We start from the raw sequence: 25,168 nt of genomic DNA, 5'->3' as shown, positions 1-25,168 counted from the left end.
AATTGAGGTGGGGAGCTCTCCCGGCAGGAGCCGGGCCCCCACCTGTCGTCAATGAAAGGGAGTTGTCATTTATGTTGGTTATCCGTCCCATCGAGCAAAAAGATTTTGCCGGGCTCAAGACCTGCGCCATCGAGTCCGGCACCGGCATGACCTCGTTGCCCGTCAACGATGAGTTGCTGCAGCGCAAGATCGATGCTTCTACCCAGACTTTTTCCGACAAGCCCGCCGGCAAGGGGGACTGCCTCTACTTCTTCGTGGCTGAGGATCTGGAGACCGGCGAGATGGTCGGCACCTGTGCCATCGATGCCGCGGTTGGCCTCTCCCAGCCGTTTTACAACTACCACATCGGCAAAGTGGTGCACTCTTCTCCCAAGCTCGGCATCTACAACGTCGTTGAAACCCTGACTCTCTCCAACGACTACACCGGCAACTCCGAGCTCTGCACCCTGTTCTTGCGCGAATGTGCCCGCGAAGGGCTCAACGGCCGCCTGCTCTCCAAGCACCGCTTTCTGTTTATGGCCGAGCACCCCGAGCTGTTTGACGAGACCGTCTTCGCCGAAATGCGCGGCGTCTCCGATGCCAACGGTCACAGCCCCTTCTACGAGTGGCTGCAAACCCACTTCTTCTCGATGGATTTTCCCACCGTCGACTATCTGACCGGCATCGGCAAGAAGCGTTTTATCGCCGAACTGATGCCCAAGTACCCCATCTACGTCAATTTGCTGAGCAAAGAGGCGCGGGCCGTTATCGGTCAGACCCACGAGAAGACTCGCCCGGCCATCAAGATGCTGCAGGACGAGGGCTTCGTGAACCGTGGCTACGTCGATATTTTCGATGCGGGCCCCACCGTCGAGTGCGACGTGAAGAATATCCGCAGCGTGCGCCGCAGCAAGAAACTGCGGGTGCTGGTGGGCGAGCCCATCGGTGGCAAGACCCACCTTATCTGCAACAGCCGTTTCGAGCATTACCGCGCCTGCTACGGCAATATCCGGGTCGATCTCGACAAGCACGAAGCCATCATCCCGCCCAAGATGGCGGCGGCACTCAAGGTACAGGATGGCGACATGGTGCGGGTGGTCGACCTCGACTGAGACAAACAGGACAAGCAAACCGATTATCAGGCAGGCAGCCGAGGCTGCCTGCCAGCGACAGGGAGTGAATGGATGAGCCAGTTAGTGCAATTTATCGACGGTCAGTGGCTTGCCGGTGAAGGCAAGCCGTTCGAGTCAACCGATCCGGCCAAGAACGAGGTGATCTGGCAGGGGGCTGCCGCCAGTGCGGCGCAAGTGGATGCTGCCGTCAAGGCGGCCCGTGCCGCCTTCTACCACTGGGCGGATTTGAGCCTTGAAGATCGTCTGGCCATAGTGCGCCGTTATGCCGACCTGCTCGGCGAGCAGAAAGAGGCGCTGGCCCTGACCATCGCCCGCGAAACCGGCAAACCGCTGTGGGAGACCCGCACTGAAGTAGCCGCCATGCAGGGCAAGATTGCCATCTCCATTCGTGCCCACGACGAGCGCACCGGCACCGTTGAAAATGCCATGCCGGGCGCCAAAGCGTTTGTCCGTCACAAGCCCCACGGCGTGGTGGCTGTGTTCGGCCCCTACAACTTCCCGGGCCATCTGCCCAACGGCCATATAGTCCCGGCCCTGATCGCGGGTAACGCCGTGGTGTTCAAACCCTCCGAGCTGACCCCCATGGTGGCCGAGGCCATGGTCAAGGTGTGGCAGCAGGCCGGATTGCCCAAGGGGGTGCTCAATCTGGTGCAAGGGGAGGTCGAGACCGGCAAGGCGCTGGCGGGCAATCCCGATATCGACGGCCTCTTCTTTACCGGCTCCTCCCGCACCGGCCATTTCCTTCATCAACAGTTTGCCGGCCAGCCGGGCAAAATTCTGGCGCTGGAGATGGGCGGTAACAACCCGCTGATCGTGAAAGATGTGAGCGACATCGACGGCGCCGTCCATGCCATCGTCCAGTCGGCATTTATCACCTCGGGTCAACGTTGCACCTGTTCCCGCCGTCTGTTTGTCGAGCGCGGTGAGCGGGGCGATGCCCTGGTCAATCGACTGATCGAGGTGGTCAGCCAGATCAAGGTCGGCCTCTACGACGCTGCCGAGCAGCCGTTCATGGGCTCGATGATTAGCGAGAAGGCAGCACTGGGCATGGTCGAGGCGCAAGCCAACCTGCAGCGCCTCGGTGGCGAGAGCCTGCTTACCCTCAAGCACCTGGAAGCGGGCACAGGCTTTGTCTCCCCGGGTATTATCGACGTGACCTCAGTCAGCGAGCTGCCTGACGAAGAGTACTTCGGCCCGCTGCTGCAACTCATTCGTTACGATGATTTCGATGCTGCCATCGATCAGGGCAACGCCACCCGCTACGGTCTCTCGGCCGGTCTGCTGGGGGATAAGGAGGCGGACTGGCACCACTTCTTCAAGCGGATCCGCGCCGGTATCGTCAACTGGAACAAGCCCATCACCGGCGCCTCCAGTGCCGCGCCGTTTGGTGGCATCGGCGCCTCCGGCAACCACAGAGCAAGCGCCTACTACGCTGCTGACTACTGTGCGTATCCGGTTGCCTCTGTCGAAGACAGCAAAGCCGCGATGCCGGATCAACTGTCGCCCGGCCTGCGCTTCTAATAACGACACGGGGCATCCAGCGGTGCCCCCATCTGTACCCGCAATCAAAGGAAAGAGAGATGCAAAAGGATATCGACACCCTGTTCAGCCATCTGTGGGACAACTACATCAAGGTGACCCCGAGCGCCCTCAAGGTGCACACCCTGCTGGGTGGCGGCGAGCCCATCGTCAACGATCACGTGGCGTTTCGTACCTACAACCTGCCCAAGCTGGGGCTGGAGAAGCTGGCCGCCCACTTTCTCGCGCTCGGTTACGAGCAGAAGGGCGAGTACGTCTTCAAGGCCAAGAAGCTCTACGCCAAGCACTTCGAGCATCAGGATCCGGACGCTCCCAAGGTGTTTATCAGTGAGCTGAAGGTGGAAGAGCTCTCTTCGGCTGCCCAGGCCATCATCCACAAGCTGGCCAATCAGGTGCCTGATCATCTGACCGATACCCCGGCATTTCTCTACACCGGCGCCCCCTGGCAGGTCTCCTATGCCGATTATCAGACTCTGCTGGCGGAGAGCGAGTATGCGGCCTGGATGGCAGCCTGGGGTTATCGTGCCAACCACTTCACGGTGAATATCAACAAGTTGAAGGATTTCGACACCATCCATCAGGTCAATGCGGCACTGAAGGCGGCGGGTTTTGTGCTCAACAGCGTGGGTGGCGAGGTGAAAGGGGATCCGCAGGTGATGCTGGAGCAATCCTCCACCATGGCGGACAAAGCAGAGGTGCCGTTCAGCGATGGGGTGCGTACCATCCCGAGCTGCTTCTACGAGTTCGCCCTGCGCTACCCGCAGATAGATGGCGTGCTCTATCCGGGCTTTGTCGAAGCGTCCGCCGACAAAATTTTTGAGTCCACCAATGCCATGTAACAACGGGTGTTGGCCAAAGTGCCACTGTTCATGATGTGACATGACGACAGCCCCATATCGGGGCTGTCGTCATTTGCATATCTGGGGGATATCTAGGGTGCGGGGTAGAGAGCACCCAACACAGCCGGACGGCTGGCGCCGGTGACGGCGGGCAGGTTGCCGGGTTTGTGCTTGATAAAGCGCTCCGCCAGCCAGGCAAAGGCTGCGCCTTCCATCCAGTCGGGCGCAATGCCCAGTTCGGCGGTGCTGGCGATGCGCCATGCAGGCAGCAGGCTGGCCAACTCCTTCAGCAAGGGGGCGTTATGGGCACCGCCGCCGCAGACAAACAGCTCGGCTTTCGGCTGGCTGGCACCGACTGATTCGGGCCGGGCGGGCAGTTGGCGGGCGATGCTGTGGCAGGTGAGCGCCTGCAGGGTGCGCTGCACATCCACGGGGGCGTATGAAGTGCCTGCCAGCTCCCCATCGAGCCAATCGAGGGTAAACATCTCCCGTCCGGTGCTCTTGGGGGAGGGGGCGGCAAAGTAGGGGTGAGCCAGCAGTTTCTCCAGCAGGGCAGGGATGGGCTTGCCGCTGGCGGCCCATTTGCCACCGGCGTCATAGTTGCCGCCGTGGGGCTGATGGCGGCGATACCAGCCATCGAGCAGGGTGTTGGCCGGGCCGGTATCAAAACCATATACCCCGCCCGGATTGCCCGGCAGCACCGAGATATTGGCGATGCCGCCGAGGTTCAGTACCACTCGCAGGGCGCCGGGTTTGGCAAACAGCGCCTGATGGAAGGCGGGCACCAGCGGCGCCCCCTGACCACCGAGGGCCATATCCATGGTGCGAAAATCGGCGATAACGTCGATGCCGGTTAGCGCCGCTAGCAGGGCGGCGTTGCCGATCTGCAGGGTGAAGCCAAGCTGGGGGCGGTGGCGGATGGTCTGGCCGTGGCTGCCGATGGCGCGAATATCGGCGGGCGTGAGGCCCGTCTTGGCCAGCAGGGCGTGGGTGGCGGCGGCAAATTCGCGCGCCACCAGATTGTCGGCCACCCCCATGCGATCGATCTCGTTGTCGCTAGGGGTACAGAGCTCATGCAGCTCGTGGGCGGTGGGCCAGGGGTGGCTGAGGGCCGCCTCGACCCGCAGTTGATCCCCGTCGATCACCACCAGCACGGCGTCAATACCGTCCATGCTGGTGCCTGACATCAATCCGATATAGCGTTCAGCCATTGGCTCTCCTCACTCGCTGGTCGGGATAGTCCGCTTCCCGACACCGATGCAGCATGGCGCCGAGCCATGCGCAGGCAAAATAAAAAGGGCTGGCGGGGCTGCTACCCCGCCAGCCCTGATGGCTTAGTTGCCGCGGCTATCCCGCTTGTTCTGGGCCAGCTGCAGCTCGGGGCTGTCGAGCTTGGCCAGTTGCGGCATCGCCAGCTTTTTGAAGTTGGCCAGCTCGCGTCCGCTCAGGGTCTCTGCCTGCGGCAGGGTGAGGGTGCGCGGGTTCTTGTGAATGCCGCCCACCACGAATTCGTAGTGCAGGTGCGGGCCGGTGACGCGGCCGGTGCCACCCAGAGTGCCGATGGTCTGCCCCTGCTTCACCCGCTGTCCCTTGTTGACGGTGCGTTTGGAGAGGTGCAGGTACTTGGTCACATAGTTGCCGGCATGCTTGATAAAGACGTAGTTGCCGTTGAACTGGTTGTAGCCCGCCGCCACCACGTTGCCGGAGCCCGCCGCCATGATGGGGGTGCCCACCGGCGCCACATAGTCGATGCCGTTGTGGGGGCGGATCTTGCCGGTCACCGGATGGAGGCGGCGCGGGTTGAAGTTGGAGCTGATGTATTTGAAGTTGACCGGCGCACGCAGGAAGCTCTTGCGCATGGCTTTGCCTTCCGGGGTGTAGTAGTTGCCATCTTCATTGAGCACGGCGCGGTAGGCAGTGCCCTGGTTGACGAACTCGGCGGCCAGAATATCGCCGGAGGCGACCCGCTCGTCGTCGCGGAACTTGTCTTCATAGACCACCCGGAAGCTGTCCCCCGGCTGCAAGTCCTGGGCAAAGTCGATGTCCCAGCCGAAGATGGCGGCCAAGTCCATGATCTGATCTTCGGTCATCCCCGCATCCACCGCCGCGCCCCAGAAGCTGGAGCGGATCTCCCCCTTGCTCACCTGTTCGCGGGTGTCGAGGGCGATCTTGACGTTGCGGGCGACAAAGGTCTCCTCCTTGCGGCTCACCTTGAGCGCCTGCTCCAGACTGTGGGGGTAATAGAGGCTGTGCAGCTCGCCGTTCTCGGTGAGCGTGAAGGTGAGCTCCTGCCCCGGTTGCAGCATCCGCAGGGGATCGCTGCCCTCGAGCTGGTCGATCAGGTGCAGATCCGTGGTGCTCAGGCCAATGCGCTGGAAGATCACCCCCATGTTGTCGCCACGGCGCACCTTCACCTGCTTGGTGATATAGCGCGGCTTGGGCGGGGTAACGGGCTGGGCGGCCTCGGCTGGCAGCTCGTTGTTTAGCGCGTTGTCGTTGGCCGGTTCCCGCAGGGCAATTTCGTTGCCGTTTTCATCGACCCGTGTTGCTACTGCCTGTTCGCTGGGCCAGGCCGCCAGCATCATGATCATGATGCTCAAGATCAGCACCATCTTGCGGTGCCAGTGGGGGAGTGCGTTGAAGGCGTGCCAAATAACCATGAGAAGCAGATGAAGTCGGGCAGAATGGACGGATTTTACAGCCTTTCCAATTGGCCCGCCATTCCAGTAATATGTTTGGCCCTGTGGAATCGTGATGGAGAGTCAAAAAATGTCCCAGCTCGAGGTGGCGCTAGCCGAGATCAAGCGCGGAGCGGAAGAAATTCTGGTTGAAGAAGAACTTGTCGCCAAGTTGAAGGAAGGGCGCCCGCTGCGCATCAAGTTGGGTATGGACCCGACTGCCCCTGACATTCACCTGGGTCATACCGTGATCCTCAACAAGCTGAAAACCTTCCAGGATCTGGGCCATGAAGTGATCCTGCTGATCGGTGACTTCACTGCCATGGTGGGTGACCCCTCCGGCAAGAACGCCACCCGTCCGCCGCTCTCCGAAGAGGCCATCAAGCACAACGCCCTCACCTATGCCGAGCAGGCGTTCAAGATCCTCGACCCGGCCAAGACTCGCATCGAGTACAACTCGACCTGGCTGAGCGAGCTGGGTGCGACCGGCATGATCAAGCTGGCGGCCAAGCAGACCGTGGCACGCATGATGGAGCGCGACGACTTCAAAAAGCGCTACACCGGCGGCCAATCCATCGCGATTCACGAATTCCTCTATCCGCTGCTGCAAGGCTATGACTCGGTCGCGCTGAAGGCGGACGTTGAGCTCGGCGGTACCGACCAGAAGTTCAACCTGCTGATGGGCCGCGAGCTGCAAAAAGATGCCGGCATGGCGACCCAGTGCGTGCTGATGATGCCGCTGCTGGTGGGTCTGGATGGCGTCAAGAAGATGTCCAAATCCGCAGGCAACTACATCGGCGTTCACGACGCTCCGGGCGAGATGTTCGGCAAGATCATGTCCATCACCGACGATCTGATGTGGAACTACTACGAGCTGCTCTCCTTCCGTCCGCTGGCTGAAATCGAAGAGTTCAAGGCAGGCATCGCTGCCGGTACTCTCAACCCGCGCGACGTGAAGATCTGGCTGGCCAAAGAGATCATCGCCCGTTATCACGATGAAGCGGCGGCCGAAGCTGCCCACGAAGATTTCACCCAGCGTTTCTCCAAGAACGCCATTCCGGACGAGATGCCGGAAATCGAGCTGGCACTGGAAGGTGAAGGTCTGGCCATTGCCAACCTGCTGAAAGAGGCCGATCTGGTGGCCACCACCTCCGAAGCGCTGCGGATGATCAAGCAGGGGGCGGTCAAGGTGGATGGCGAGAAGCTGGAAGATGGCAAGGCACTCATCGGTGCCGGTACCGCCGTCTATCAGGTCGGCAAGCGCAAGTTTGCCCGGGTGACTGTCAAATAAGCAGCACCGTCAAATAAGCCGTCGCATCAGGCAAGCTGGTCATCAAACCGGTTCAAGCTTGTTCAACAGGGCCTCCTTCGGGAGGCCTTGTCGTATCTGGGCAGCACGGATCTGGGCGATAAAGTGCCGCAGCACGGCACTACCTGGGTGAGGCCGTGTCGCCAGACTGATGCTGGTCATCATGCCGTTGCCCTCAATGGGGTGATAACTGACCCCGAGCGGGCGCAGCGCCGCCACCGAGCTGGGCACCAGAGTTACGCCAAAGCCCGCCTGCACCATGCCGACGGTGGAGATCACCTGCGGGCATTCGGGCCCCAGTATCGGCTCGAAGCCCGCCTCCCGGCAGAGACCTACGATGCCGTCATAGAGCCCGGGCCCGATGGCGTGGGGAAACAGAATAAAACTCTCGTCCTTCAGGCTGGCCAGTGGCAAGGGGCCAGGCTTGGCTTTGGGGTGGCTGGTGGGCAGGGCGATCAGCAGCGGCTCCTGCTCGATAAGGTGATGGGCAAAGCCCTCGCTACCCCGGCAGGGCAGCCGCAAGATGGCGGCGTCCAGCCGATCGTTGCGTAGCGCCTCCACCAGTGCCGGCATGGTGCCCTCCTGCGGGCTGAGGGCCACCTCGGGGTAGCGCTCCCGATAGTCGTGCAGCAGGGTCAGCACCGCGGGATGGAGCACGGTGGAACCGGCAAAGCCGATCCGCAGTGCCCCCTGCTCGCCCCGGGCAATCCGCTTTACCTTCAGTTTTGCCGCATCGGCCAGCGCCAGGATCTGCGCCGCATCCCGATAGAGGCTCTCGCCCGCCTCGGTCAGCTCGACACTGCGGGTCAAACGGCGCAGCAGCGGGGTGCCCAAGGTCTCCTCCAGCTTGCGGATCTGCTGGCTCAGCGGCGGCTGGGCCATGTTGAGTGATTCGGCTGCGCGGGTGAAATTCTGCTTTTCAACAACGGCCATGAAGTAGCGGAGCGTACGAAGTTCCATATCGATTGAGTCTCAAAGTCATGGGATCAGCGTATTGGTGTTGAAATGTGAACCAAGTCACCATTGGATCCGAACGCTAACAGGATTCACGGTGGAGGTGAAACCCGAATGGAACATATTGCAACATCTGACAGTGCCGGGTGCAGCTGTGCCCTCGAAGTGAGCCAGCAGTTTTCTCGCTGGCGCAGGCAGAATGACGGTGGCGAGATCTACCAGAGTTCCCTGATGAGCGCCCTGCTGGCGGGGGTCTACGAAGGGGAGACCACCATGAGCGAGCTGCTGCGCCACGGCGACTTTGGCCTCGGCACCTTCAATCACCTCGATGGTGAGCTGATCGCCTTCGAGCGCCAGATCCACCAGTTGCGCTCCGATGGCTCGGCTCGGCCCGCCCGCGCCGATCAGAAGACCCCCTTTGCGGTGATGACCCATTTTCGCCCCTGTCTGGAGCGTCGTTTCGATCACCCCCTGAGCCGTGACGAGATCCACCAGTGGGTGGATCGGCTGGTGGGCTCCGACAACGTCTTCGTCGCCCTGCGCCTCGACGGCCAGTTTGAAACGGCCAAGGTTCGTACCGTGCCGCGTCAGGAGCCCCCCTATCGCCCCATGCTGGAGGCCATCGAGCAGCAGCCGCTGTTCCGCTTTGCCGCGGTAGCGGGGACTCTGGTGGGCTTTCGCTGCCCGCCGTTCGTGCAGGGGGTCAATGTGGCGGGCTTTCACGAACACATGATCACCGCCGATCGCAAGGGGGGCGGCCATCTGCTCGACTACACCATGGCCCACGGCACCCTGCGACTTTCGGTGGTGCGTCACCTCAATCTGGCCCTGCCATCGGATCCCGCTTTCCGGCAGGCCGACCTCACCCCCGCCGATCTCGATCGCGCCATTCAAGCCGCCGAAGGCTAATAGACAAGGAGCAATAACATGGAAAACAGACAGTGGAAGTGCGGTGCCGAGCTGGTGGTTCGTCATCTGGAGGCGCAAGGGGTCAAGCAGGTGTTCGGTATTCCTGGTGCCAAGATTGACCGGGTGTTCGATGCGCTGGAGGATTCCCCCATCGAGACCATAGTGGTGCGCCACGAGGCGAATGCCGCCTTTATGGCGGCCGCCGTGGGGCGCCTGACCGGCAAGGCGGGGGTGGCGCTGGTCACCTCGGGCCCCGGCTGCTCCAACCTCATTACCGGGTTGGCGACTGCCACCTCGGAGGGAGACCCCATGGTGGCGCTGGGCGGTGCAGTGCGCCGTGCCGATGGCCTCAAGCTCACTCATCAGAGCATGGATACGGTCAACCTCTGCCGTCCGGTCACCAAGTTCAGCGCCCAGGTCAACAGCGGGGCGGCGATCTCGGAAGTGATGGCCAACGCTTTTCGCGCCGCCGAGCTGGGACGGCCGGGGGCGGCGTTTGTCAGCCTGCCGATGGATATCATCAACAAGCCGGTGAAGGGCAATGTGCTGGTGCCTCGGGAAGTGCCGGAGCCGGGCTGTGCCGATGAACAGAATATGGAGCAGGCATTGACCCTGCTGCGCAACGCCCAGAATCCAGTGGTGCTGCTCGGCCTGATGGCGAGTCGGCCGGAGAATGCCGAGGCAGTGCGCGCCTTCCTCGACAAGGTGCGGCTGCCGGTGACCGGTACCTATCAGGCTGCCGGGGTGGTGGACAGCTGCCACTTCGATGACTTTGCCGGACGGGTGGGGCTCTTCAACAACCAGCCGGGGGATCAACTGCTGGCAGGGGCCGACCTGGTGATCTGCATCGGCTACAGCCCCATCGAGTACGACCCCGTGCTGTGGAATGGCGACCGGGAGCGGCGCATCCTCCATATCGACGTGCTGCCTGCCGATATCGACAGCAGCTACTGCCCGACCGCCGAGCTGGTGGGGTCGATCCGCGCCAACCTGTTGCAGCTGACCCGCATCATGGGCAATCCGAAAATCCGCCCCCCCGAGGTGGATCGGCTGCTGCAAGGGGTACGTCAGCAGCGGCTGCGACTGGCGATGCGGGCCGATGATATGCACGGCAATCCGGTTCACCCCTTGCGTATCGTGCGCGAGCTGCAGGATCTGGTGCGCGACGACATGACCCTCTGCGTCGACATGGGCAGCTTCCATATCTGGATTGCCCGCTACCTCTACAGCTTCCGCGCCCGTCAGGTGCTGATCTCCAACGGTCAGCAGACCATGGGGGTGGCACTGCCGTGGGCCATCGGCGCGGCGCTGGTAAGGCCGGGTGAGAGGGTGATCTCGGTATCGGGGGATGGCAGCTTTATGCAGTCGAGCATGGAGCTGGAGACGGCGGTGCGGCTCAAGAGCAATATCGTCCACATCATCTGGGTCGATAACGGCTACAACATGGTGGCGATGCAGGAGCAGCAGAAGTATTGTCGCACCTCTGGCGTCTCTTTTGGCCCCATCGACTTCAAACGCTATGCCGAATCGTTCGGGGCGGCCGGGTTTGCGGTGCGCTCGGCCGACGAGCTGCGCGCCACCCTGCGGGCCGCGCTGGCGGTGGAGGGGCCTGCTGTGGTGGCCATTCCGGTGGATTACTCCGACAACCCGGGGCTGATGGCCCAGCTCAGGCCAGAAGTATTGGCATAGTGTGGGCAGCAGTGCTGGCCTGAATCCTCGAGTAAGGGCAGGCAGACCCGCCCATATAGCAGAAACCGGCATCAGGGGATGCCGGTTTTTTATTGTTTTGCGGGATGGGTGGTCTTAACGGGCCAGCTGGACGGCGGCGCGTGCGCGGGCCGGTTGCGGGCGACGCTTGTTTTTTGGCGCGCAGGCCATCTTCAGGCGCAGCCACTCGCGCCACAGCAGCCAGCAGAGCGGCAGGGTGAGCAGCAGCACGGTCGCGGGCTGGGCCATCAGCACCCCATCACGACCCCACAGTTGTGGCAGCAGGAAGATGAGCGGCAGCAGCAACACGGTTTTGGCGATGGAGATGACCAGCGCCTGACGGGTACGCGCCATGGATTGCAGCAGCACTATGCCGAACATGATGATCCCCTCCAGCGGAATGGCGCCGAGGTTGAGGGTCAGGCTGCTGATGGCAGCGGCCAGCAGTTCGGGATCCTTGTCGCCGGTATAGAGCATGGCGACCTGTCCCGGCAGCAGCTGGATGGTGAGCCACACCAGCATGCCGTAGATAAAGGTGAACTTGAGCCCCATCTCCATGAGGTACTTGAGGTTGCGGTGGCGCTTGGCCCCCGCCGCTTTGCTGATGAGCGGCTGAATGCCGAACGCCAGCCCCTGCAGGATGACGATAAAGACCGCCTCGGTGTAACCGGCAACGGTAAAACCCGCCAGATCCTTCACATTGCCATACACCATCAGCTGGCTGTTGTGCAGCATCAGCAGCAGGCCGAGGTTGAACTGGGCAATCAGGCTCGGCAGGCCGGTAAAGAGCAGGTGCGGCATGGCGGGGAGGTTGGGCACCAGATCCCGCCAGCTGAGGCGCAGCCGCGCCCAGGGGGTAAAGAAGTAGCCAAGGCCGATCAGGCTCACCGCACCCTCTGCCATCAGGGTGGCTTGCGCAGTCCCGATCAATCCCAGCCCCAGCCGACCCACCATGATGTAGTTGAGGATGATATTGAGCACGGCGCCGCTGCTCACCAGCACCATGGCCAGTTTCGGGCGGCCATCGTTGCGCAGCAGATAGGGCACCGCCAGATTGCTGGCCAGCAGCAGGGTACCGCCGCCAATCCAGGTTAGGTAGTCGCTTGCCTGTTTCCAGGTCTCGGTGCCCTGTTCAATCCCCAGCCCCAGCAGGATATCGGTGTGGGTGTAATAGAGCAGCACCGGCGCAACGCCCCCGAGTCCGGCCAGCAGCCAGAGGGCGTTGACCAGCGCCTGACGGGCCAGCTTGTCGTTTTTCGCCCCTTGCTGGAAGGAGATGGCAGTGGCGGCCCCCATGCTGATCATGGCGGCCAGACCAATCAGCACCATGATGACCGGATAGACCAGGTTGATCCCGGCGAGGCCAGCGGCACCGACATAGTGGCCGACGAAGATGCCGTCGATGAGGTAGTAGGCCCCCGAGACCAGCATGGCAAGAATGGAGGGGAGGGCGTAAGCCCAGAAGCGACGGGTCATGGCCCGTTGCCGCAGTGTTAAATAGGCAGACATATCTGTTCTCTCGGGGAGTTCGATTATCGAACAGCTAGTCTAGATTAATACTTATTTGGTGATAATCAGGGTTTCACTTGATGAATTGCTGAGTATTACTCATTAATCCGGGGTTTTGGTAGTGGGCCTTGAGCATGTCGATCAGGATGCGCAGGCCGCTGCCCAGTTGATGCCGACTGGGATAGAAGAGGTAGAAGCCGGCAAAGGTGGGGCACCAGGGCTCCAGCACGGTGAGCAGTTTCCCTTCCGCGACTTTTTGGCTCACCTCCTCTTCCAGACAGTAGGCGAGCCCCAACCCAGCCTCGGCGGCGCCCAGATAGAGGGCCGGGGTGCTGGTGGTGAGCGGCCCGGTTACTTCGATCTCCAGCATGGTGCCGTCGGCGGCAAAGGCCCAGCGATAGTGATGGTGCGGAGTGAGGCGATAGCCGATGCAGGCGTGGCGGCTCAGCTCGCTCGGGTGCTCCGGCGTACCGTGCTCCGCCAGATAGGCCGGGGAGCCCACCACCAGATAACGCTGGGGCGGGCCGAGGGGGATGCCGATCATCTCCTTGGGCAGCAGATCGCCATAAAAGAGCGCGGCATCGTAACCATCTTCAATCAGCCGGGGCATCAGCTCCTGCTCCACCACCTCCACCTGCATCCGCGGATAACGGGCCAGATAGTCGATCAGCACAGGTGCCAGCAGGCTGTCGATGGCGCCGCGGGGGGCGCAGAGTTTGAGTCGACCCACCGGTTCATCGCTGTTGCGGGCTAGCTCGCAAAGCGCCTCTTCAAGAGTATTGAGGGTGGGGAGCAGCTGCTTGAGCAGCCGCTGGCCCGCTTCGGTCGGTACCACGGCGCGGGTGCTGCGGTTGAGCAGCCGCACCCCCAGACGGGCTTCCAGCCCCTTCAGGCTATGGCTGAGGGCGGAGGCGGAGACCCCGAGTTCGAGGGCGGCCTTGCTGAAACTGCGGTGACGGGCGACGGCGGCAAATACCGCCAGTTCGGCGAGATCGGTACGGGTAATGGTCATCATCAATCAACAAAAAGGCGTGAGTCACAAGGGTACGCCAAGGCCGTGCTGCACACAATCCGCGCTAAACGGGTGGCTTGTTGCAAATATGTAGCTGCTCGCAGGCCATTGATTCCAGTGAAACTAAGTTGAATTGTTAAAAAAAACTCACAATAAGGCGCTTTGAGTGTGATCTTGGTCGTCCGAAAGGCGACCAAAATCAAACTTTGGTTGATTAATTCAAAAAAACGCTGTGATTAATAAGGGCATTTAATTAAAGTCAGCCCATCAAGAGTGGCGCACGTTAATCAGTTGTTAAGTGAGACGGGCGCCGACCCTCAGGGTCAAAATCTCGCACTGTTGTTTGTTGCAATCCTGTTGTCACAAGGAGTGATGGCCAGGTTGCCGGGGGGCGAGAGGTTAATATCAAGGACGGACAGCAGGCGTTCCAGGGAGATGGAACCGGGCCAAGGCCCGACCAAACAAGAATCCCATTTTCCTAGATGACAGGAACAACGTATGTCTGACATGAATATTGCAGCTGATGGTCGTTTAGCCAGCAACACCTCCCGCGGCGTCAACAAGGCCGATGTGGTCTGGATGCTGGGTCTGTACGGTACCGCGATCGGTGCCGGTGTGCTCTTCCTGCCAATCAACGCCGGTGTAGGTGGTCTGTGGCCGCTGGTTGCCATGTTGATCCTGGCGCTGCCGCTGACTTTCTTTGCTCACCGTGGTCTGACCCGCTTCGTGCTGTCCGGCTCTACTCGTGATGGCGACATCACTGAAGTAGTAGAAGAGCACTTCGGCAAGACCGCAGGCAAATTCATCACCCTGCTCTACTTCTTTGCCATCTACCCGATCGTGCTGATGTATTCAGTCGCCATTACCAACACCGTCGAGAGCGTGATTGTTCACCAGCTGGGCATGTCTGCACCTCCCCGTGCCGTTCTGTCACTGGCCCTGATCCTCGGTCTGATGGCGGTTGTTCGTCTGGGCGGCCAGGTTATCGTCAAAGCGATGAGCGTGCTGGTATTCCCGTTCGTGCTCACCCTGATGGGTCTGGCGTTCTACCTGATCCCGCACTGGAACGGTGCCATCATCACTGAAGCTCCGGCCCTGTCCGACGCCTTCAACGGTGATTTCATCAAGACCCTGTGGCTGGCTATCCCGGTAATGGTGTTCTCCTTCAACCACTCCCCGATCATCTCCTCCTTCGCGGTGGACAACAAAGGTCGTTACGGTGAAGGTGCCGAGAAGAAGTGCAGCAACATCCTGCTGGGCGCCCACGTCATGATGGTGATGACCGTTATGTTCTTCGTATTCAGCTGCGTACTGAGCCTCTCCCCGGCTGACCTGGCTGCTGCCAAAGAACAGAACATCTCCATCCTGTCCTACCTGGCCAACCACTTCGATAACCCGGTTATCGGTACTGTGGCTCCGCTGATCGCCATGGTTGCCATCAGCAAATCCTTCCTGGGTCACTACCTGGGTGCGCAAGAGGGCATGAACGGCCTGATGGCCAAGGCGCTGCGCGAGAAGGGCAAGAACGTTGACACCAAGCAACTGAACAAAGTCACTGCCGTGTTCATGATCCTGACTACCTGGGCCATCGCCACCATCAACCCGAGCATCCTCGGCATGATTGAAGACCTGGGCGGCCCGATCATCGCAATGCTGCTGTTCCTGATGCCGATGTACGCCATCACCAAGGTTCCGGCCATGCGCAAATACGCTGGCAACATCAGCAACGGTTTCGTGACCATCATCGGCCTGATCGCCATGTCCGGTATCATCTACAAGCTGATTGCCTGATAACGTCGGTTACCAAGTTGAATGAAGAAGCCGCCTCGCAAGAGGCGGCTTTTTTATGGCCGGGATTCAGGATTGGGCATTGTCGATATTCTCCGACTGCCAGAGGGCGTAGCCCTTGCCGGAGGCCGTGGTGGGCAGATCAATCTGCATCAGGTCGTTGCCGATGACAAAGGGGCCCGAGTAGCGGGCACGCAGATCCTGCGCCAGATCTTTGACCCTGATCTTGCCGTTGAGGCCGATATGGCTGAACACGGTCAGCGCCGGTTTGGCTTCGTTCATTACCCGGGCCGCCTGCTCGGGGGAGGCGAGGTGACCGGCGATCGCCTTGTAGCCGGGGTTGGCCTTCATCTGCTCGGCAGAGGTCATGGAGACGCAGTGCACCAGCAGATCGGCCCCTTTGGCCTGCTTCACCACTTCGGGGCTGTAGCGGGTATCGCCGGAGAGCACCACGCTGTGGCCGTGATAGTCGATGCGATAGCCGAATGACGGCTTGATGTTGACCCCGTGGTCGTTGTCAAAGGCGGTTACCTTGACCCCGTCATGGTTGTAGACCACCCCGGCGGTGACCTCGTGGCTGTTGATCTCCACCCCGTCCAGAGGCGTTCCCTCATCCTTGACCCGGGTCGCGATGTCGGTGGCGTAGGCCTGCTGCAAGCCACGGGCGAGAGCTGTGGTGCCTTTGGGGCCGTAGAGTTCCATCGGCGCGTGGCGCTGGCCATAGGCCGGTTGTAGCCAGCCGGTCAGCCAGAGATCCGCCAGCCCGTTGGTGTGGTCTGAGTGAAAGTGGGTAAGGAAGAAGGCGTTGACCCGGCCGATGGGGATATGCAGCTGCCACAGGCGAGTGGCGGAGTTGCGGCCAAAATCGAACACCAGCTTCTGGTTGCCCGCCTCGACCAGAGTGCTGTAGCCGCCCCGGCTGATCTGGGGCACCGGAGTGCCGGTGCCGAGCAGGCTGACCCGAAAGATATCGGGCCGGGCTTGAGTTGCTGAGGCAGGGGCATGGTCGTGGTTGCTGATAAAGCTGCTCTCGGCAGCCTGACTGGCGCCGCTCGCCAGTAGACCGACCAGCAGGGCGGCCAGATAGGTGCTTTTCATGGGAATTTATCCTGTGGGGGAGGGATGGCATCACTGTATTGGTAACTAAAAGTTGAATAAATTGGCTAAAATCCATTTCTTACTAAACTTTTGGTTGTGAATCAGGGCCCTGGTCGCGGGCCAAACGGCCTTGAAACGGGCAAAAAGGAGGGGTTGTGGACCGATTGACCAGCATGCGTATCTTCATCCGGGTGGTGGATCTCGGCTCCTACAGCGCGGTGGCGAGCGAAGAGGGGATCAGCGCCCAGATGGTGGGCAAGCATGTGCTGGGACTGGAGCAGTGGCTGGGGGGCAAGCTGTTTCACAAGACCACCCGCCAGCAGACCCTGACAGAGCTGGGCCAGCTTTTTCTCGCTCGCTGCCAGCGGGTACTGGAGGAGCTGGCACTGACCGAGTCGCTCACCCAGAACCTGCTGGCCGAGCCGGCCGGACGGCTGCGCATCGCCGCTCCCCTCAGCTTTGGCCACCACCGGCTGGTGCCGCTGCTGCCCGCTTTTCTCGACCGCTACCCCAAGCTGGATCTGGATCTGCAGCTCACCCCCCGCTGGGTCGATCTGGTGGAGGAGGGATTCGATGCCGCCATTCGCACCCTGCGCCCGCAGGATGAGGCATTCATTGCCCGTCCGCTGCTGACCCAGCACTACCGTCTCTGCGCGGCCCCCGACTACCTCAATCGCCACGGCGTACCCCGTCATCCGGCCGATCTCGCTCGCCACCAGTGCCTGCACGGCAACTGGGGGGAGCACGAGCGCTGGCAGTTTGTCGGGGGCGATGGTCAGAGCGAGGAGGTGCGGGTAGCCTCGCGCCTGCGCATCAATCACTGGCCAGCCTTGTTGACGGCTGCGCTCTCGGGGGCTGGCATCACCTTGCAGCCCGCCGAACAGGTGCGTGAGCATATCGCTGCGGGGCGTCTGCTGCCGCTGCTTGGTCGCTATCAGAGCCCGGCCAAGACCCTCTACTTCATCTATCCGGCGGCGCGGCGGCAGGTGCTCAAGATCACCCTGCTGGGGGATTTTCTGGCCGAATCTCTGCAAGCTGAGTCCGAGCCTGAATAAAAGGCTGCATATTTTCGCCGCCACGCTTAACCATCGTGCTTAACAAAGGGGCGGAGCAGGCCTAACATGGCGGGATGTTTTTCTAGTCGGGACAAAAGGATATGTCTGGGTTGAAAAAGGATCTCGGGCTCTGGCAGGGGATGGGGCTGCTCGCCACCTCGCTGCTCGGCACCGGGATCTTCGTGGTACCGGCGACTGCCGCCTCGCTGGCGGGCGGGGCCTCGCTCTGGGCCTGGTTGCTGCTGATTGCGCTGGTGCTGCCCATCGCCTTTACCTTCGCTCGCCTCGGCCGTCGCTATCCCCATGCGGGCGGCGCGCCGCACCTGATTGGCCTCGCCTTTGGCAACGGCGCCGAGCGCTTCTCCGCCTTCCTGTTTCTGGCTGTGCTGCCGGTGGGGCTGCCTGCCGCCCTGATGATTGCCGCCGGCTTCTGGCATGCCCTGTTCGAGATGGGGGAGTGGACCCTCTGGGCCATCCAGCTGCTGACCCTGCTCGGGGTATTCCTGCTGGGGCTGCGCGGGGCGCGCTCCTCCGGCAATCTGCAACTGCTGATTGCGCTCGCCATTTTGGGGCTCACCCTGCTGATCTGGTTCAAGGGGGAGGTGAGCTGGCGCGATGCGGCACGGCCGCTGCCGAGCGCGGATGAGTGGCCTCCTATGGCCACTGCGCTGGCGGTGATGTTCTGGTGTTTCGTCGGGCTGGAAGCCTTCGCCCATATGGGTGAGGAGTTCAAGCGGCCGGAGCGGGACTACCCCATCGCCCTGCTCGGCGGGGTGCTGCTGGCGGGGCTTATCTACTGGGTGCACTCGCTGGTGGTGCTCAAATATGGCCTCTACGGCGATGAGGCGAAAAACGCCACCGCCATCCCCTCCCTGCTGGCGCTGCTGTTCGGCCCCACCGCCAAGTGGCTGGTGGCGGTGCTCGGCTACCTCTCCTGTTTTGCCAGCATCAACATCTACATTCAGGGTTTTGCCCGGCTGATCTGGAGCATGGCGCGGGAAGGCAAGTTGCCCCCCTCGCTGGCCGTGCTCACCGCGCGCGGCGCGCCGCTGCGGGCGCTCGGTCTGGTGCTTGCCATCTGCCTGCTCTGCATCACCCTCATCATCTGGTTGCGACTGCCGCTCGATGAGCTGATCCGCTACGCCAACGGCAACTTCGTGCTGGTCTACCTGCTCTGCATGGCGGCGGGCTGGCGTCTGCTTGGCGGGGTGGGCAAGGGGCTGGCGGGGGTGAGCGTGCTGCTCTGTGCTCTGGTGCTGGTGGCGCTCGCCACTCAGGTGCTCTATGCGGTGGTGCTGAGTCTTGGCTACGGCGGCTTCTCGTTGTGGCGGCGTCATCTGCGCCGCAGTCGTCAGCAGGATGCGCTCCCGCTGGCGAAGTAACGTCTCCCCGATGGTCGAAGAAATGAGAAAGCCCTGATGTTCAGGGCTTTTTGATTGCGGCATATGGGATGTTCATATGAATACCAGTTGGCACGCTATTTGCTGAAAAGTGCGGTGTCGGATCAACTCAACGGCGATTTATAGCCAAAAAAAGTGGGATCCAGCTCCCGTTTTGCTTAAAGTGATCCCTTCCGATCCCGGTGGTCGGAATGCCCGCAAGGATGCCCTTCAGACGTAAACAGGATGGCCTGGCCAGACTGACTCTCAGAGATGTGATTGCTTCGGTTCTCTTTTTATCTGTCACCTGTGGTGATAGCGCCTTGTTCCGTTCAGTCAGCCCGGGTTTTGCGTCTCTCTCATCGTGCATTGTCACCATCTGCAGCGAGTGAATCATGAGCGAATCGGTTTTTGAGATCCACGACTGGACCCTGAGCGTTGACGACAACATGTTGTGTCGCCCCGACCGCGAGGTCTACCTCGAACCCAGACTGGTCAATCTGTTGCGGTTTCTTGCCCATAATGCCGGCACCGTGTTTGGCCGCGATGCCCTGATCAACGAGGTGTGGGATGGCGCCGAGGTGACCGATCAGGTTGTGACCCAGTCCATCTTCGAACTGCGCAAGATCCTCAAAGATGGTCGCACCGATGCGACCGACTATATCGTCACCGTACCCAAGCGCGGCTACAAGCTGGTGGCACCGGTGCGGCCGCTGCAGGTGGTTTCCGTGGTGATGGCGGACGAGCAACCCGTGCCCGCGGTCAATACCGCTCTCTCCGACAACCCGACGCTCTCCGATCTGAGCCCGCCCGCGGCTGATCAAGATGATGATGCACAGCCCAATGTCGCCCCTTTTCCCGCCGGGCCCCTGACCCGCGCCATCTCCACCCATGCCAAGGATGCTCGCAGCCGCTGGAAGATGGTGAGTTTCGATATCTTCGTTGCCATCGTGCTGATCGCTATTGTCAGCATGCTCAGCTACCAGCACACCAGTCCCCAGGTGCATGCCATGCTGGATCCCAATCTGCTGGTGTTCCGCTTCCACTCCGGCATGGATGACAACAACGAGAACGTGCGCCTCGCCGATGGCATTACCCGAGCCCTGATGGGGGAGGTGGCGGTGGCTACGCCGCTGCGGGTGCAGTACGGTGCCACCACTCTGATGGGGGGCATCATGCCTGGCAAGGAGCTGAGTGTGCGGGTCACCCGCCAGCCGCGCGGCACCTATCTCGATCTGGAGTATCGCAATATCAACACCAACCGGGTGCTGTTCAGCCATCAGTACCAGCTCAGTCGCCACAGTGTGCACGGCGTGTTGCAGGCGAGCAGCCAGGATCTGCTGCGCGCCCTCGACCAACCCGATGCCGAGCCGGGGATGGGCTGGCCGACCGATGATGCCTCCCTGATGGCGATGATGGAGGCGCAGTACTACATCAACAGCCGGGATCCGGTCGCCCTCAAGCGCGGCATCGATCTACTGGAGCAGGCGCTGATTGCCCATCCGGATCAGCCGCTGCTGTTGGCGGAGCGCTATCTGGCGGGCGAGGCGCTGGCCACCCTGGCGGGCAAATCCGAGAGCGAGCGGTTGCAGGGGATTGGCACCCATCTCGCCAGCGTGGTGCAAAACAGCGGCGCCCTGCCAGCCCGGGTGTGGGAGGCGTTGACCCTGCAGGCGATCCTCAACGGCCAGCAACAGCAGGCCAACTATCTGCTGGAGAAGGCGGCGAGTCGCGGCCGCTCGGTGCTCTATTACATACTGCAGGGCAAGCTGGCGGAGCTGGACGGTCGTCCCGAGGCGGCGGGGGATGCCTACAGTCAGGCCTTCCTGATGGAGGCGACCGAGCAGACCTATCTGCTCTGCCAGCAGCTCGGTTTCTACAGCAATATGGAGAGCCTCACTCCGGCTCTGTTCAATGCGCTGGGCCAGAGCAAGGTGAAGCTCTTCTAACACCGCAGTGTTGGTTTTCCCCCGGTCGGCGCGGTTGCCGACCTCATCCACAGGCTGCCTTCGGGCGGCCTGTGCGGTTTCTGCTTGTCTCAATCCTGCTTCTTTGCCACTGGGGATAGTCGCTCTGGTGCGGCCCGATTTATCCCCCGCAGCTCCCCACTTGCCTTTGTCTTGCCCGCGGCATTCGCGGCACTCGCGTTTGTTCGGCTTCACGCCGCGCACACAGCTTGTGACATCTGCTCATGGTTGGCGGCGGGATAAGCTGTCCGTCACGACCCATTTCTCATTGCTGACCGGTTATCGCCGTTGTGCTTTACCTCTGAGTTTGGATTGTGATGAGCCGAGCGAAGGGGAAAGCAGGAGGTGAGCGGCCACTCAGGGTGATGGTCAGCTGGGCGTTCGGATGGTTACAAGGGGAGGGGGCGCAATGGGAGCTGCTTTATCCCGGGTTTATCTGGCCAAAAATATCAAGACGGCGAGATAAGGGGGTTATCAAGGGGCAAGAATGGGGCAGAAGGATATCAAGGTTTTATCAAGACGGCTGTGTAATGTGATGTCAATGTACTGTTTTTAAATGGTTTTTATCAAAAGTGACGAGGCGGCGAAAAAAGTTGTCTCATATTTTTATCCGTTAGCTGGTCTTTATGTTTTCCGGGGATGAGAGGCCTAGTCTGTGCCCATTCTTTGGCGGGGCGTTCCGCCAAATGTGTATGTGACGACCCGACCTTTTATAGAACCGGAGATCTTATGTCCCTCGATACGAGCAAGAAGATTGGCCTTATCGCCTGTACAGGTGTGGTGGCCGGCAACATGATGGGGAGTGGCATCGCGCTGCTGCCTTCGGCACTGGCCACCATCGGCTCCATCTCTGTCTTTAGCTGGGCAATCTGTCTGGTAGGCGCCATGGGCCTCGCCTTCGTCTTCGCCCGCCTTGCTACCAAGAACCCGCAAGAGGGTGGCCCCATTGCTTACGCTGGCGAGATCTCTCCGGTGTTCGGTTTCCAGACCGGTGTGCTTTATTACCACGCCAACTGGATCGGTAACCTGGCAATCGCCATTACCGGCGTCTCCTACCTCTCGGTCTTCTTCCCCATTCTCAATAGCCCAATTCCGGCCGCCGCAGCCACCATCGCTGCCGTCTGGATCTTCACCTTCGTCAACCTGCTTGGCGGTAGCTGGGTGAGCCGACTCTGTACCCTGGGTCTGGTGCTGATCCTGCTGCCGGTTGTCGGTACTGCGGTGATGGGCTGGGGTCATTTTGATGCCACTGTCTACAGCCAGAACTGGAATACCACCAGCGGCAGCGATCTGCATGCGGTCATCAGCGCCGTGCTGATCTGCCTCTGGTCCTTCGTCGGTGTTGAATCTGCCGCCGTCTCTTCCGGCATGGTGAAGAACCCCAAGCGCACCGTACCGCTCGCTACCATGCTGGGTACCGGTATCGCGGGTGTTATCTACATCCTCTCTACCCAGGTGATCAGCGGCATGTTCCCGGCCGGTGAAGTGGCTGCTTCCGGCGCCCCGTTTGCCATGGCCTCTTCCGCCATCTTCGGTAGCTGGTCTGCACCATTCGTCTCTGCCTTCACCGCCCTGGCCTGCTTCACCTCGCTCGGTTCCTGGATGATGCTGGTGGGCGAGGCGGGCAAGCGTGCCGCCAACGACGGCAACTTCCCGAAAATCTACGGTGAAGTGGACAAGAACGGCGTGGCCAAGAAGGGTCTGATCCTGGGCTCCCTCAAGATGACTGCCCTGATGGTTGGCCTGACCGCCTTCACATCCCAGTCCGCCCACGCTGCCGATCTCTTCAACGTGCTGACCACAGATGCGGTGCTGCTGACCATGCTGCCCTACTTCTACTCCAGCATTAACCTGATCCGCTTTGAGGGCATGACCTCCCGCAGCATCGGCGCCATGATCTTCTCCGGTGTGGCCTGTGTCTTCTGTCTGGTGGCCCTGATGGGTGCCAAGGGTTCCAACCTTACCGCTACCTTCGTGGTGTCGCTCATCATCCTGATGTTCTACGCCAAAAAACAGGGTCTGCGTCAGCACGACGCCCTGCTGAGCGAACAGCCCAGCAACTAATTCCCCCTTTTATCTTCCGAGCGCTCTTCACTCACCATCCCTGATGGAGAGCGCCCCTTTACGTGTGGAGCATTACGATGAATATCATTGCCATCCTCAACCACCTGGGCGTTTTCTTTAAAGAAGAACCCATTCGCCAGCTGCAAGCCTCCCTCGAGCGCAAGGGTTTCGAGGTTGTTTATCCGGTCGATGTGGCCGACCTGCTGAAACTGATCGAGAAGAACCCCCGCGTTTGCGGCGCCATCTTCGATTGGGACAAATACTCTCTGGGCCTGTGCAAGGAGATCCACGATCGCAACGAGAAGCTGCCGATCTTCGCCTTTGCCAACGACCAGTCCACTCTGGACATTCACCTGACCGACCTGCGTCTGAACGTGCACTTCTTCGAGTACCGTCTTGGCATGGCCGATGACATCGCCCTCAAGATGGGTCAGGCCACTCAGGAGTATCAGGACGCCATCCTGCCGCCGTTCACCAAGGCACTGTTCAAGTATGTAGAAGAGGGTAAATACACCTTCTGTACTCCGGGTCACATGGGCGGTACCGCCTTCCAGATGAGCCCGGCCGGCAGCATCTTCTATGACTTCTACGGCCCGAACGCGTTCAAGGCTGACGTATCCATCTCCATGCCGGAGCTGGGCTCCCTGCTGGATCACTCAGGTCCGCACAAGGAAGCCGAAGAGTACATCGCCCGTACCTTCAACGCCGATCGCTCCTACATCGTTACCAACGGCACCTCCACTGCCAACAAGATCGTCGGCATGTACTCAGCGCCGGCCGGCAGCACTGTGCTGGTTGACCGCAACTGCCACAAGTCGCTCACTCACCTGATGATGATGAACGACGTGACGCCGATCTACTTCCGTCCGACCCGCAACGCCTACGGCATTCTGGGTGGTATCCCGCAGAGCGAATTCAGCCGCGACACCATCGCTGCCAAGGTCGCCGCGACACCGGGTGCCCAGGCTCCCCGTTACGCCGTGGTCACCAACTCCACCTATGATGGCCTGCTCTACAACACCGGCTTCATCAAGGAGGCGCTGGACACTCCTTACATCCACTTCGACAGTGCCTGGGTGCCTTACACCAACTTCAGCCCGATCTATGAAGGCAAGTGCGGCATGAGCGGCGAAGCGATGCCGGGCAAGGTGTTCTACGAAACCCAGTCCACCCACAAGCTGCTGGCGGCCTTCTCCCAGGCCTCGATGATCCACATCAAGGGTGACGTGGAGGAAGAGACTTTCAACGAAGCCTTCATGATGCACACCTCCACCTCGCCGCAGTACGGCATCGTGGCATCGACCGAGATCTCTGCTGCCATGATGCGTGGCAATACCGGCAAGCGTCTGATCAAGGACTCCATCGATCGCGCCATCTCCTTCCGCAAAGAGATCAAGCGTCTGCGTGATCAGAGCGAAGGCTGGTTCTTCGACGTATGGCAGCCGGACAACATCGATACCGTCGAGTGCTGGAAGCTGGATCCGAAAGATGACTGGCACGGCTTCAAGGACATCGATGACAACCACATGTACCTGGACCCTATCAAGGTCACTCTGCTGACCCCGGGTATGGGTCGTGACGGCCAACTGCTGGAGAAGGGCATCCCTGCCTCTCTGGTCTCCAAGTTCCTGGACGAGCGCGGCATCGTGGTCGAGAAGACCGGCCCCTACAACATGCTGTTCCTCTTCTCCATCGGTATCGATCAGTCCAAGGCGATGCAGCTGCTGCGCGCCCTGACCGAGTTCAAACGTGGTTATGACCTGAACCTGACCATCAAGAGCATACTGCCGAGCCTCTATCGTGAAGACCCGAGCTTCTACGAAGGGATGCGTATCCAGGAGCTGGCGCAGCGCATTCACGAGCTGACCAGCAAGTACCGTCTGCCGGAGCTGATGTTCAAGGCGTTCGACGTACTGCCGGAGATGAAGATGACTCCGCACGCCGCATGGCAGCAAGAGCTGGCCGGCAACGTGGTGGAAGTGCCGCTGCGTGACATGGTTGACCGCATCAGCGCCAACATGATCCTGCCGTACCCGCCGGGAGTTCCGTTGGTACTGCCGGGCGAGATGGTGACCCAGGATTCTCTGCCGGTGCTCGAGTTCCTCGAGATGCTGTGCGAGATCGGTGCCCACTACCCGGGCTTCGAGACCGACATCCACGGCCTCTATCGTCAGGCCGATGGCAGCTACACCGTCAAGGTGCTGCGTTAATCGACAGTGACAACCGTCGAAAGTGACAATAACGGGCCG

Annotated in this window: 18 protein-coding genes; 12 read left to right on the top strand and 6 right to left on the bottom strand. The window is 60.9% G+C overall.

From position 1 onward, the window contains the following. The first annotated feature begins 71 nt into the window (after positions 1 to 71). The 3 genes from astA to G5287_RS00290 all read left to right on the top strand — a co-directional run bounded on the left by astA (position 72) and on the right by G5287_RS00290 (position 3,490). Positions 72 to 1,091, top strand: coding sequence for an arginine N-succinyltransferase (astA, locus tag G5287_RS00300; RefSeq protein WP_005334994.1), 1,020 nt, complete (start codon positions 72 to 74; stop codon positions 1,089 to 1,091). Positions 1,092 to 1,163: 72 nt separating this feature from the next. Next, a complete protein-coding gene (gene astD / locus G5287_RS00295) occupies positions 1,164 to 2,633 on the top strand; it encodes a succinylglutamate-semialdehyde dehydrogenase (protein WP_227342111.1) in 1,470 nt (489 codons plus the stop codon). 59 nt (positions 2,634 to 2,692) lie between these two features. After that, the gene (locus G5287_RS00290; protein ID WP_227342112.1) at positions 2,693 to 3,490 is read left to right on the top strand and encodes a DUF1338 domain-containing protein; all 798 of its coding nucleotides are present in this window, start codon (positions 2,693 to 2,695) and stop codon (positions 3,488 to 3,490) included. A 92-nt stretch (positions 3,491 to 3,582) separates the two neighbouring features. On the opposite strand, the gene G5287_RS00285 is transcribed toward G5287_RS00290, so the two are convergent. Then, complete coding sequence (locus tag G5287_RS00285) at positions 3,583 to 4,701, bottom strand: anhydro-N-acetylmuramic acid kinase (protein WP_227342114.1); 1,119 nt, start codon at positions 4,699 to 4,701, stop codon at positions 3,583 to 3,585. A 123-nt stretch (positions 4,702 to 4,824) separates the two neighbouring features. Beyond that, complete coding sequence (locus tag G5287_RS00280; RefSeq protein ID WP_157161227.1) at positions 4,825 to 6,150, bottom strand: peptidoglycan DD-metalloendopeptidase family protein; 1,326 nt, start codon at positions 6,148 to 6,150, stop codon at positions 4,825 to 4,827. Positions 6,151 to 6,259: 109 nt separating this feature from the next. Between G5287_RS00280 and tyrS the strand changes: the two genes are divergently transcribed. Further along, positions 6,260 to 7,459, top strand: coding sequence for a tyrosine--tRNA ligase (tyrS, locus tag G5287_RS00275; protein ID WP_005347884.1), 1,200 nt, complete (start codon positions 6,260 to 6,262; stop codon positions 7,457 to 7,459). Between the two features lie 42 nt (positions 7,460 to 7,501). Here the strand turns inward: tyrS and G5287_RS00270 are convergent, their stop codons facing one another. Continuing rightward, the gene (locus tag G5287_RS00270) at positions 7,502 to 8,437 is read right to left on the bottom strand and encodes a LysR family transcriptional regulator (protein WP_124929994.1); all 936 of its coding nucleotides are present in this window, start codon (positions 8,435 to 8,437) and stop codon (positions 7,502 to 7,504) included. Between the two features lie 108 nt (positions 8,438 to 8,545). Between G5287_RS00270 and budA the strand changes: the two genes are divergently transcribed. Both budA and alsS read left to right on the top strand, forming a co-directional pair. Continuing rightward, complete coding sequence (gene budA, locus G5287_RS00265) at positions 8,546 to 9,340, top strand: acetolactate decarboxylase (protein WP_421230603.1); 795 nt, start codon at positions 8,546 to 8,548, stop codon at positions 9,338 to 9,340. Positions 9,341 to 9,358: 18 nt separating this feature from the next. Further along, the gene (gene alsS, locus G5287_RS00260) at positions 9,359 to 11,029 is read left to right on the top strand and encodes an acetolactate synthase AlsS (protein WP_227342117.1); all 1,671 of its coding nucleotides are present in this window, start codon (positions 9,359 to 9,361) and stop codon (positions 11,027 to 11,029) included. 114 nt (positions 11,030 to 11,143) lie between these two features. Here alsS and G5287_RS00255 read toward each other — a convergent pair whose 3' ends face one another. Together G5287_RS00255 and G5287_RS00250 are read right to left on the bottom strand one after the other, a co-directional pair. After that, positions 11,144 to 12,556 carry an MATE family efflux transporter gene (locus G5287_RS00255; RefSeq protein WP_076492884.1) on the bottom strand — a complete coding sequence of 471 codons (1,413 nt, stop codon included), beginning with the start codon at positions 12,554 to 12,556 and terminating at the stop codon, positions 11,144 to 11,146. A 73-nt stretch (positions 12,557 to 12,629) separates the two neighbouring features. Next, on the bottom strand, positions 12,630 to 13,568 hold the full coding sequence (locus G5287_RS00250; RefSeq protein WP_064338523.1) for a LysR family transcriptional regulator: 939 nt from the start codon (positions 13,566 to 13,568) through the stop codon (positions 12,630 to 12,632). 498 nt (positions 13,569 to 14,066) lie between these two features. Between G5287_RS00250 and G5287_RS00245 the strand changes: the two genes are divergently transcribed. Continuing rightward, the gene (locus tag G5287_RS00245) at positions 14,067 to 15,359 is read left to right on the top strand and encodes an HAAAP family serine/threonine permease (protein WP_005338498.1); all 1,293 of its coding nucleotides are present in this window, start codon (positions 14,067 to 14,069) and stop codon (positions 15,357 to 15,359) included. 66 nt (positions 15,360 to 15,425) lie between these two features. On the opposite strand, the gene G5287_RS00240 is transcribed toward G5287_RS00245, so the two are convergent. Further along, complete coding sequence (locus tag G5287_RS00240) at positions 15,426 to 16,454, bottom strand: MBL fold metallo-hydrolase (protein WP_216949498.1); 1,029 nt, start codon at positions 16,452 to 16,454, stop codon at positions 15,426 to 15,428. Positions 16,455 to 16,609: 155 nt separating this feature from the next. On the opposite strand from G5287_RS00240, the gene G5287_RS00235 reads away from it, so the two are divergent. From G5287_RS00235 to G5287_RS00215, 5 genes are all read left to right on the top strand, one after another. Next, entirely contained in the window at positions 16,610 to 17,509 is a 900-nt protein-coding gene (locus G5287_RS00235) for a LysR family transcriptional regulator (protein WP_227342119.1), read from the top strand. 101 nt (positions 17,510 to 17,610) lie between these two features. Then, complete coding sequence (yjeH, locus tag G5287_RS00230) at positions 17,611 to 18,891, top strand: L-methionine/branched-chain amino acid transporter (protein WP_158111217.1); 1,281 nt, start codon at positions 17,611 to 17,613, stop codon at positions 18,889 to 18,891. A gap of 392 nt (positions 18,892 to 19,283) precedes the next feature. Further along, positions 19,284 to 20,837 (top strand): lysine decarboxylation/transport transcriptional activator CadC, encoded by a 1,554-nt coding sequence (cadC, locus tag G5287_RS00225; protein WP_158111218.1) that lies wholly within the window; start codon positions 19,284 to 19,286, stop codon positions 20,835 to 20,837. A gap of 747 nt (positions 20,838 to 21,584) precedes the next feature. After that, positions 21,585 to 22,919, top strand: a complete 1,335-nt coding sequence (gene cadB, locus G5287_RS00220) for a cadaverine/lysine antiporter (RefSeq protein ID WP_005338486.1) — start codon at positions 21,585 to 21,587, stop codon at positions 22,917 to 22,919. Between the two features lie 77 nt (positions 22,920 to 22,996). Beyond that, complete coding sequence (locus G5287_RS00215; protein ID WP_058059046.1) at positions 22,997 to 25,129, top strand: lysine decarboxylase CadA; 2,133 nt, start codon at positions 22,997 to 22,999, stop codon at positions 25,127 to 25,129. The last annotated feature ends 39 nt before the right edge of the window (positions 25,130 to 25,168 follow it).

The organism is Aeromonas sp. 603079 (assembly GCF_049172135.1).
In the GTDB taxonomy this organism is placed as follows: domain Bacteria; phylum Pseudomonadota; class Gammaproteobacteria; order Enterobacterales; family Aeromonadaceae; genus Aeromonas; species Aeromonas veronii.
This window is presented reverse-complemented; position numbering and strand designations above follow the sequence as displayed.

Coding starts and splice junctions, on each gene's coding strand:
- astA (WP_005334994.1), top strand. CDS start 72: ATGTTGGTTATCCGTCCCATCGAGCAAAAAGATTTTGCCGGGCTCAAG.
- astD (WP_227342111.1), top strand. CDS start 1,164: ATGAGCCAGTTAGTGCAATTTATCGACGGTCAGTGGCTTGCCGGTGAA.
- G5287_RS00290 (WP_227342112.1), top strand. CDS start 2,693: ATGCAAAAGGATATCGACACCCTGTTCAGCCATCTGTGGGACAACTAC.
- G5287_RS00285 (WP_227342114.1), bottom strand. CDS start 4,701: ATGGCTGAACGCTATATCGGATTGATGTCAGGCACCAGCATGGACGGT.
- G5287_RS00280 (WP_157161227.1), bottom strand. CDS start 6,150: ATGGTTATTTGGCACGCCTTCAACGCACTCCCCCACTGGCACCGCAAG.
- tyrS (WP_005347884.1), top strand. CDS start 6,260: ATGTCCCAGCTCGAGGTGGCGCTAGCCGAGATCAAGCGCGGAGCGGAA.
- G5287_RS00270 (WP_124929994.1), bottom strand. CDS start 8,437: ATGGAACTTCGTACGCTCCGCTACTTCATGGCCGTTGTTGAAAAGCAG.
- budA (WP_421230603.1), top strand. CDS start 8,546: ATGGAACATATTGCAACATCTGACAGTGCCGGGTGCAGCTGTGCCCTC.
- alsS (WP_227342117.1), top strand. CDS start 9,359: ATGGAAAACAGACAGTGGAAGTGCGGTGCCGAGCTGGTGGTTCGTCAT.
- G5287_RS00255 (WP_076492884.1), bottom strand. CDS start 12,556: ATGTCTGCCTATTTAACACTGCGGCAACGGGCCATGACCCGTCGCTTC.
- G5287_RS00250 (WP_064338523.1), bottom strand. CDS start 13,568: ATGACCATTACCCGTACCGATCTCGCCGAACTGGCGGTATTTGCCGCC.
- G5287_RS00245 (WP_005338498.1), top strand. CDS start 14,067: ATGTCTGACATGAATATTGCAGCTGATGGTCGTTTAGCCAGCAACACC.
- G5287_RS00240 (WP_216949498.1), bottom strand. CDS start 16,454: ATGAAAAGCACCTATCTGGCCGCCCTGCTGGTCGGTCTACTGGCGAGC.
- yjeH (WP_158111217.1), top strand. CDS start 17,611: ATGTCTGGGTTGAAAAAGGATCTCGGGCTCTGGCAGGGGATGGGGCTG.
- cadC (WP_158111218.1), top strand. CDS start 19,284: ATGAGCGAATCGGTTTTTGAGATCCACGACTGGACCCTGAGCGTTGAC.
- cadB (WP_005338486.1), top strand. CDS start 21,585: ATGTCCCTCGATACGAGCAAGAAGATTGGCCTTATCGCCTGTACAGGT.
- G5287_RS00215 (WP_058059046.1), top strand. CDS start 22,997: ATGAATATCATTGCCATCCTCAACCACCTGGGCGTTTTCTTTAAAGAA.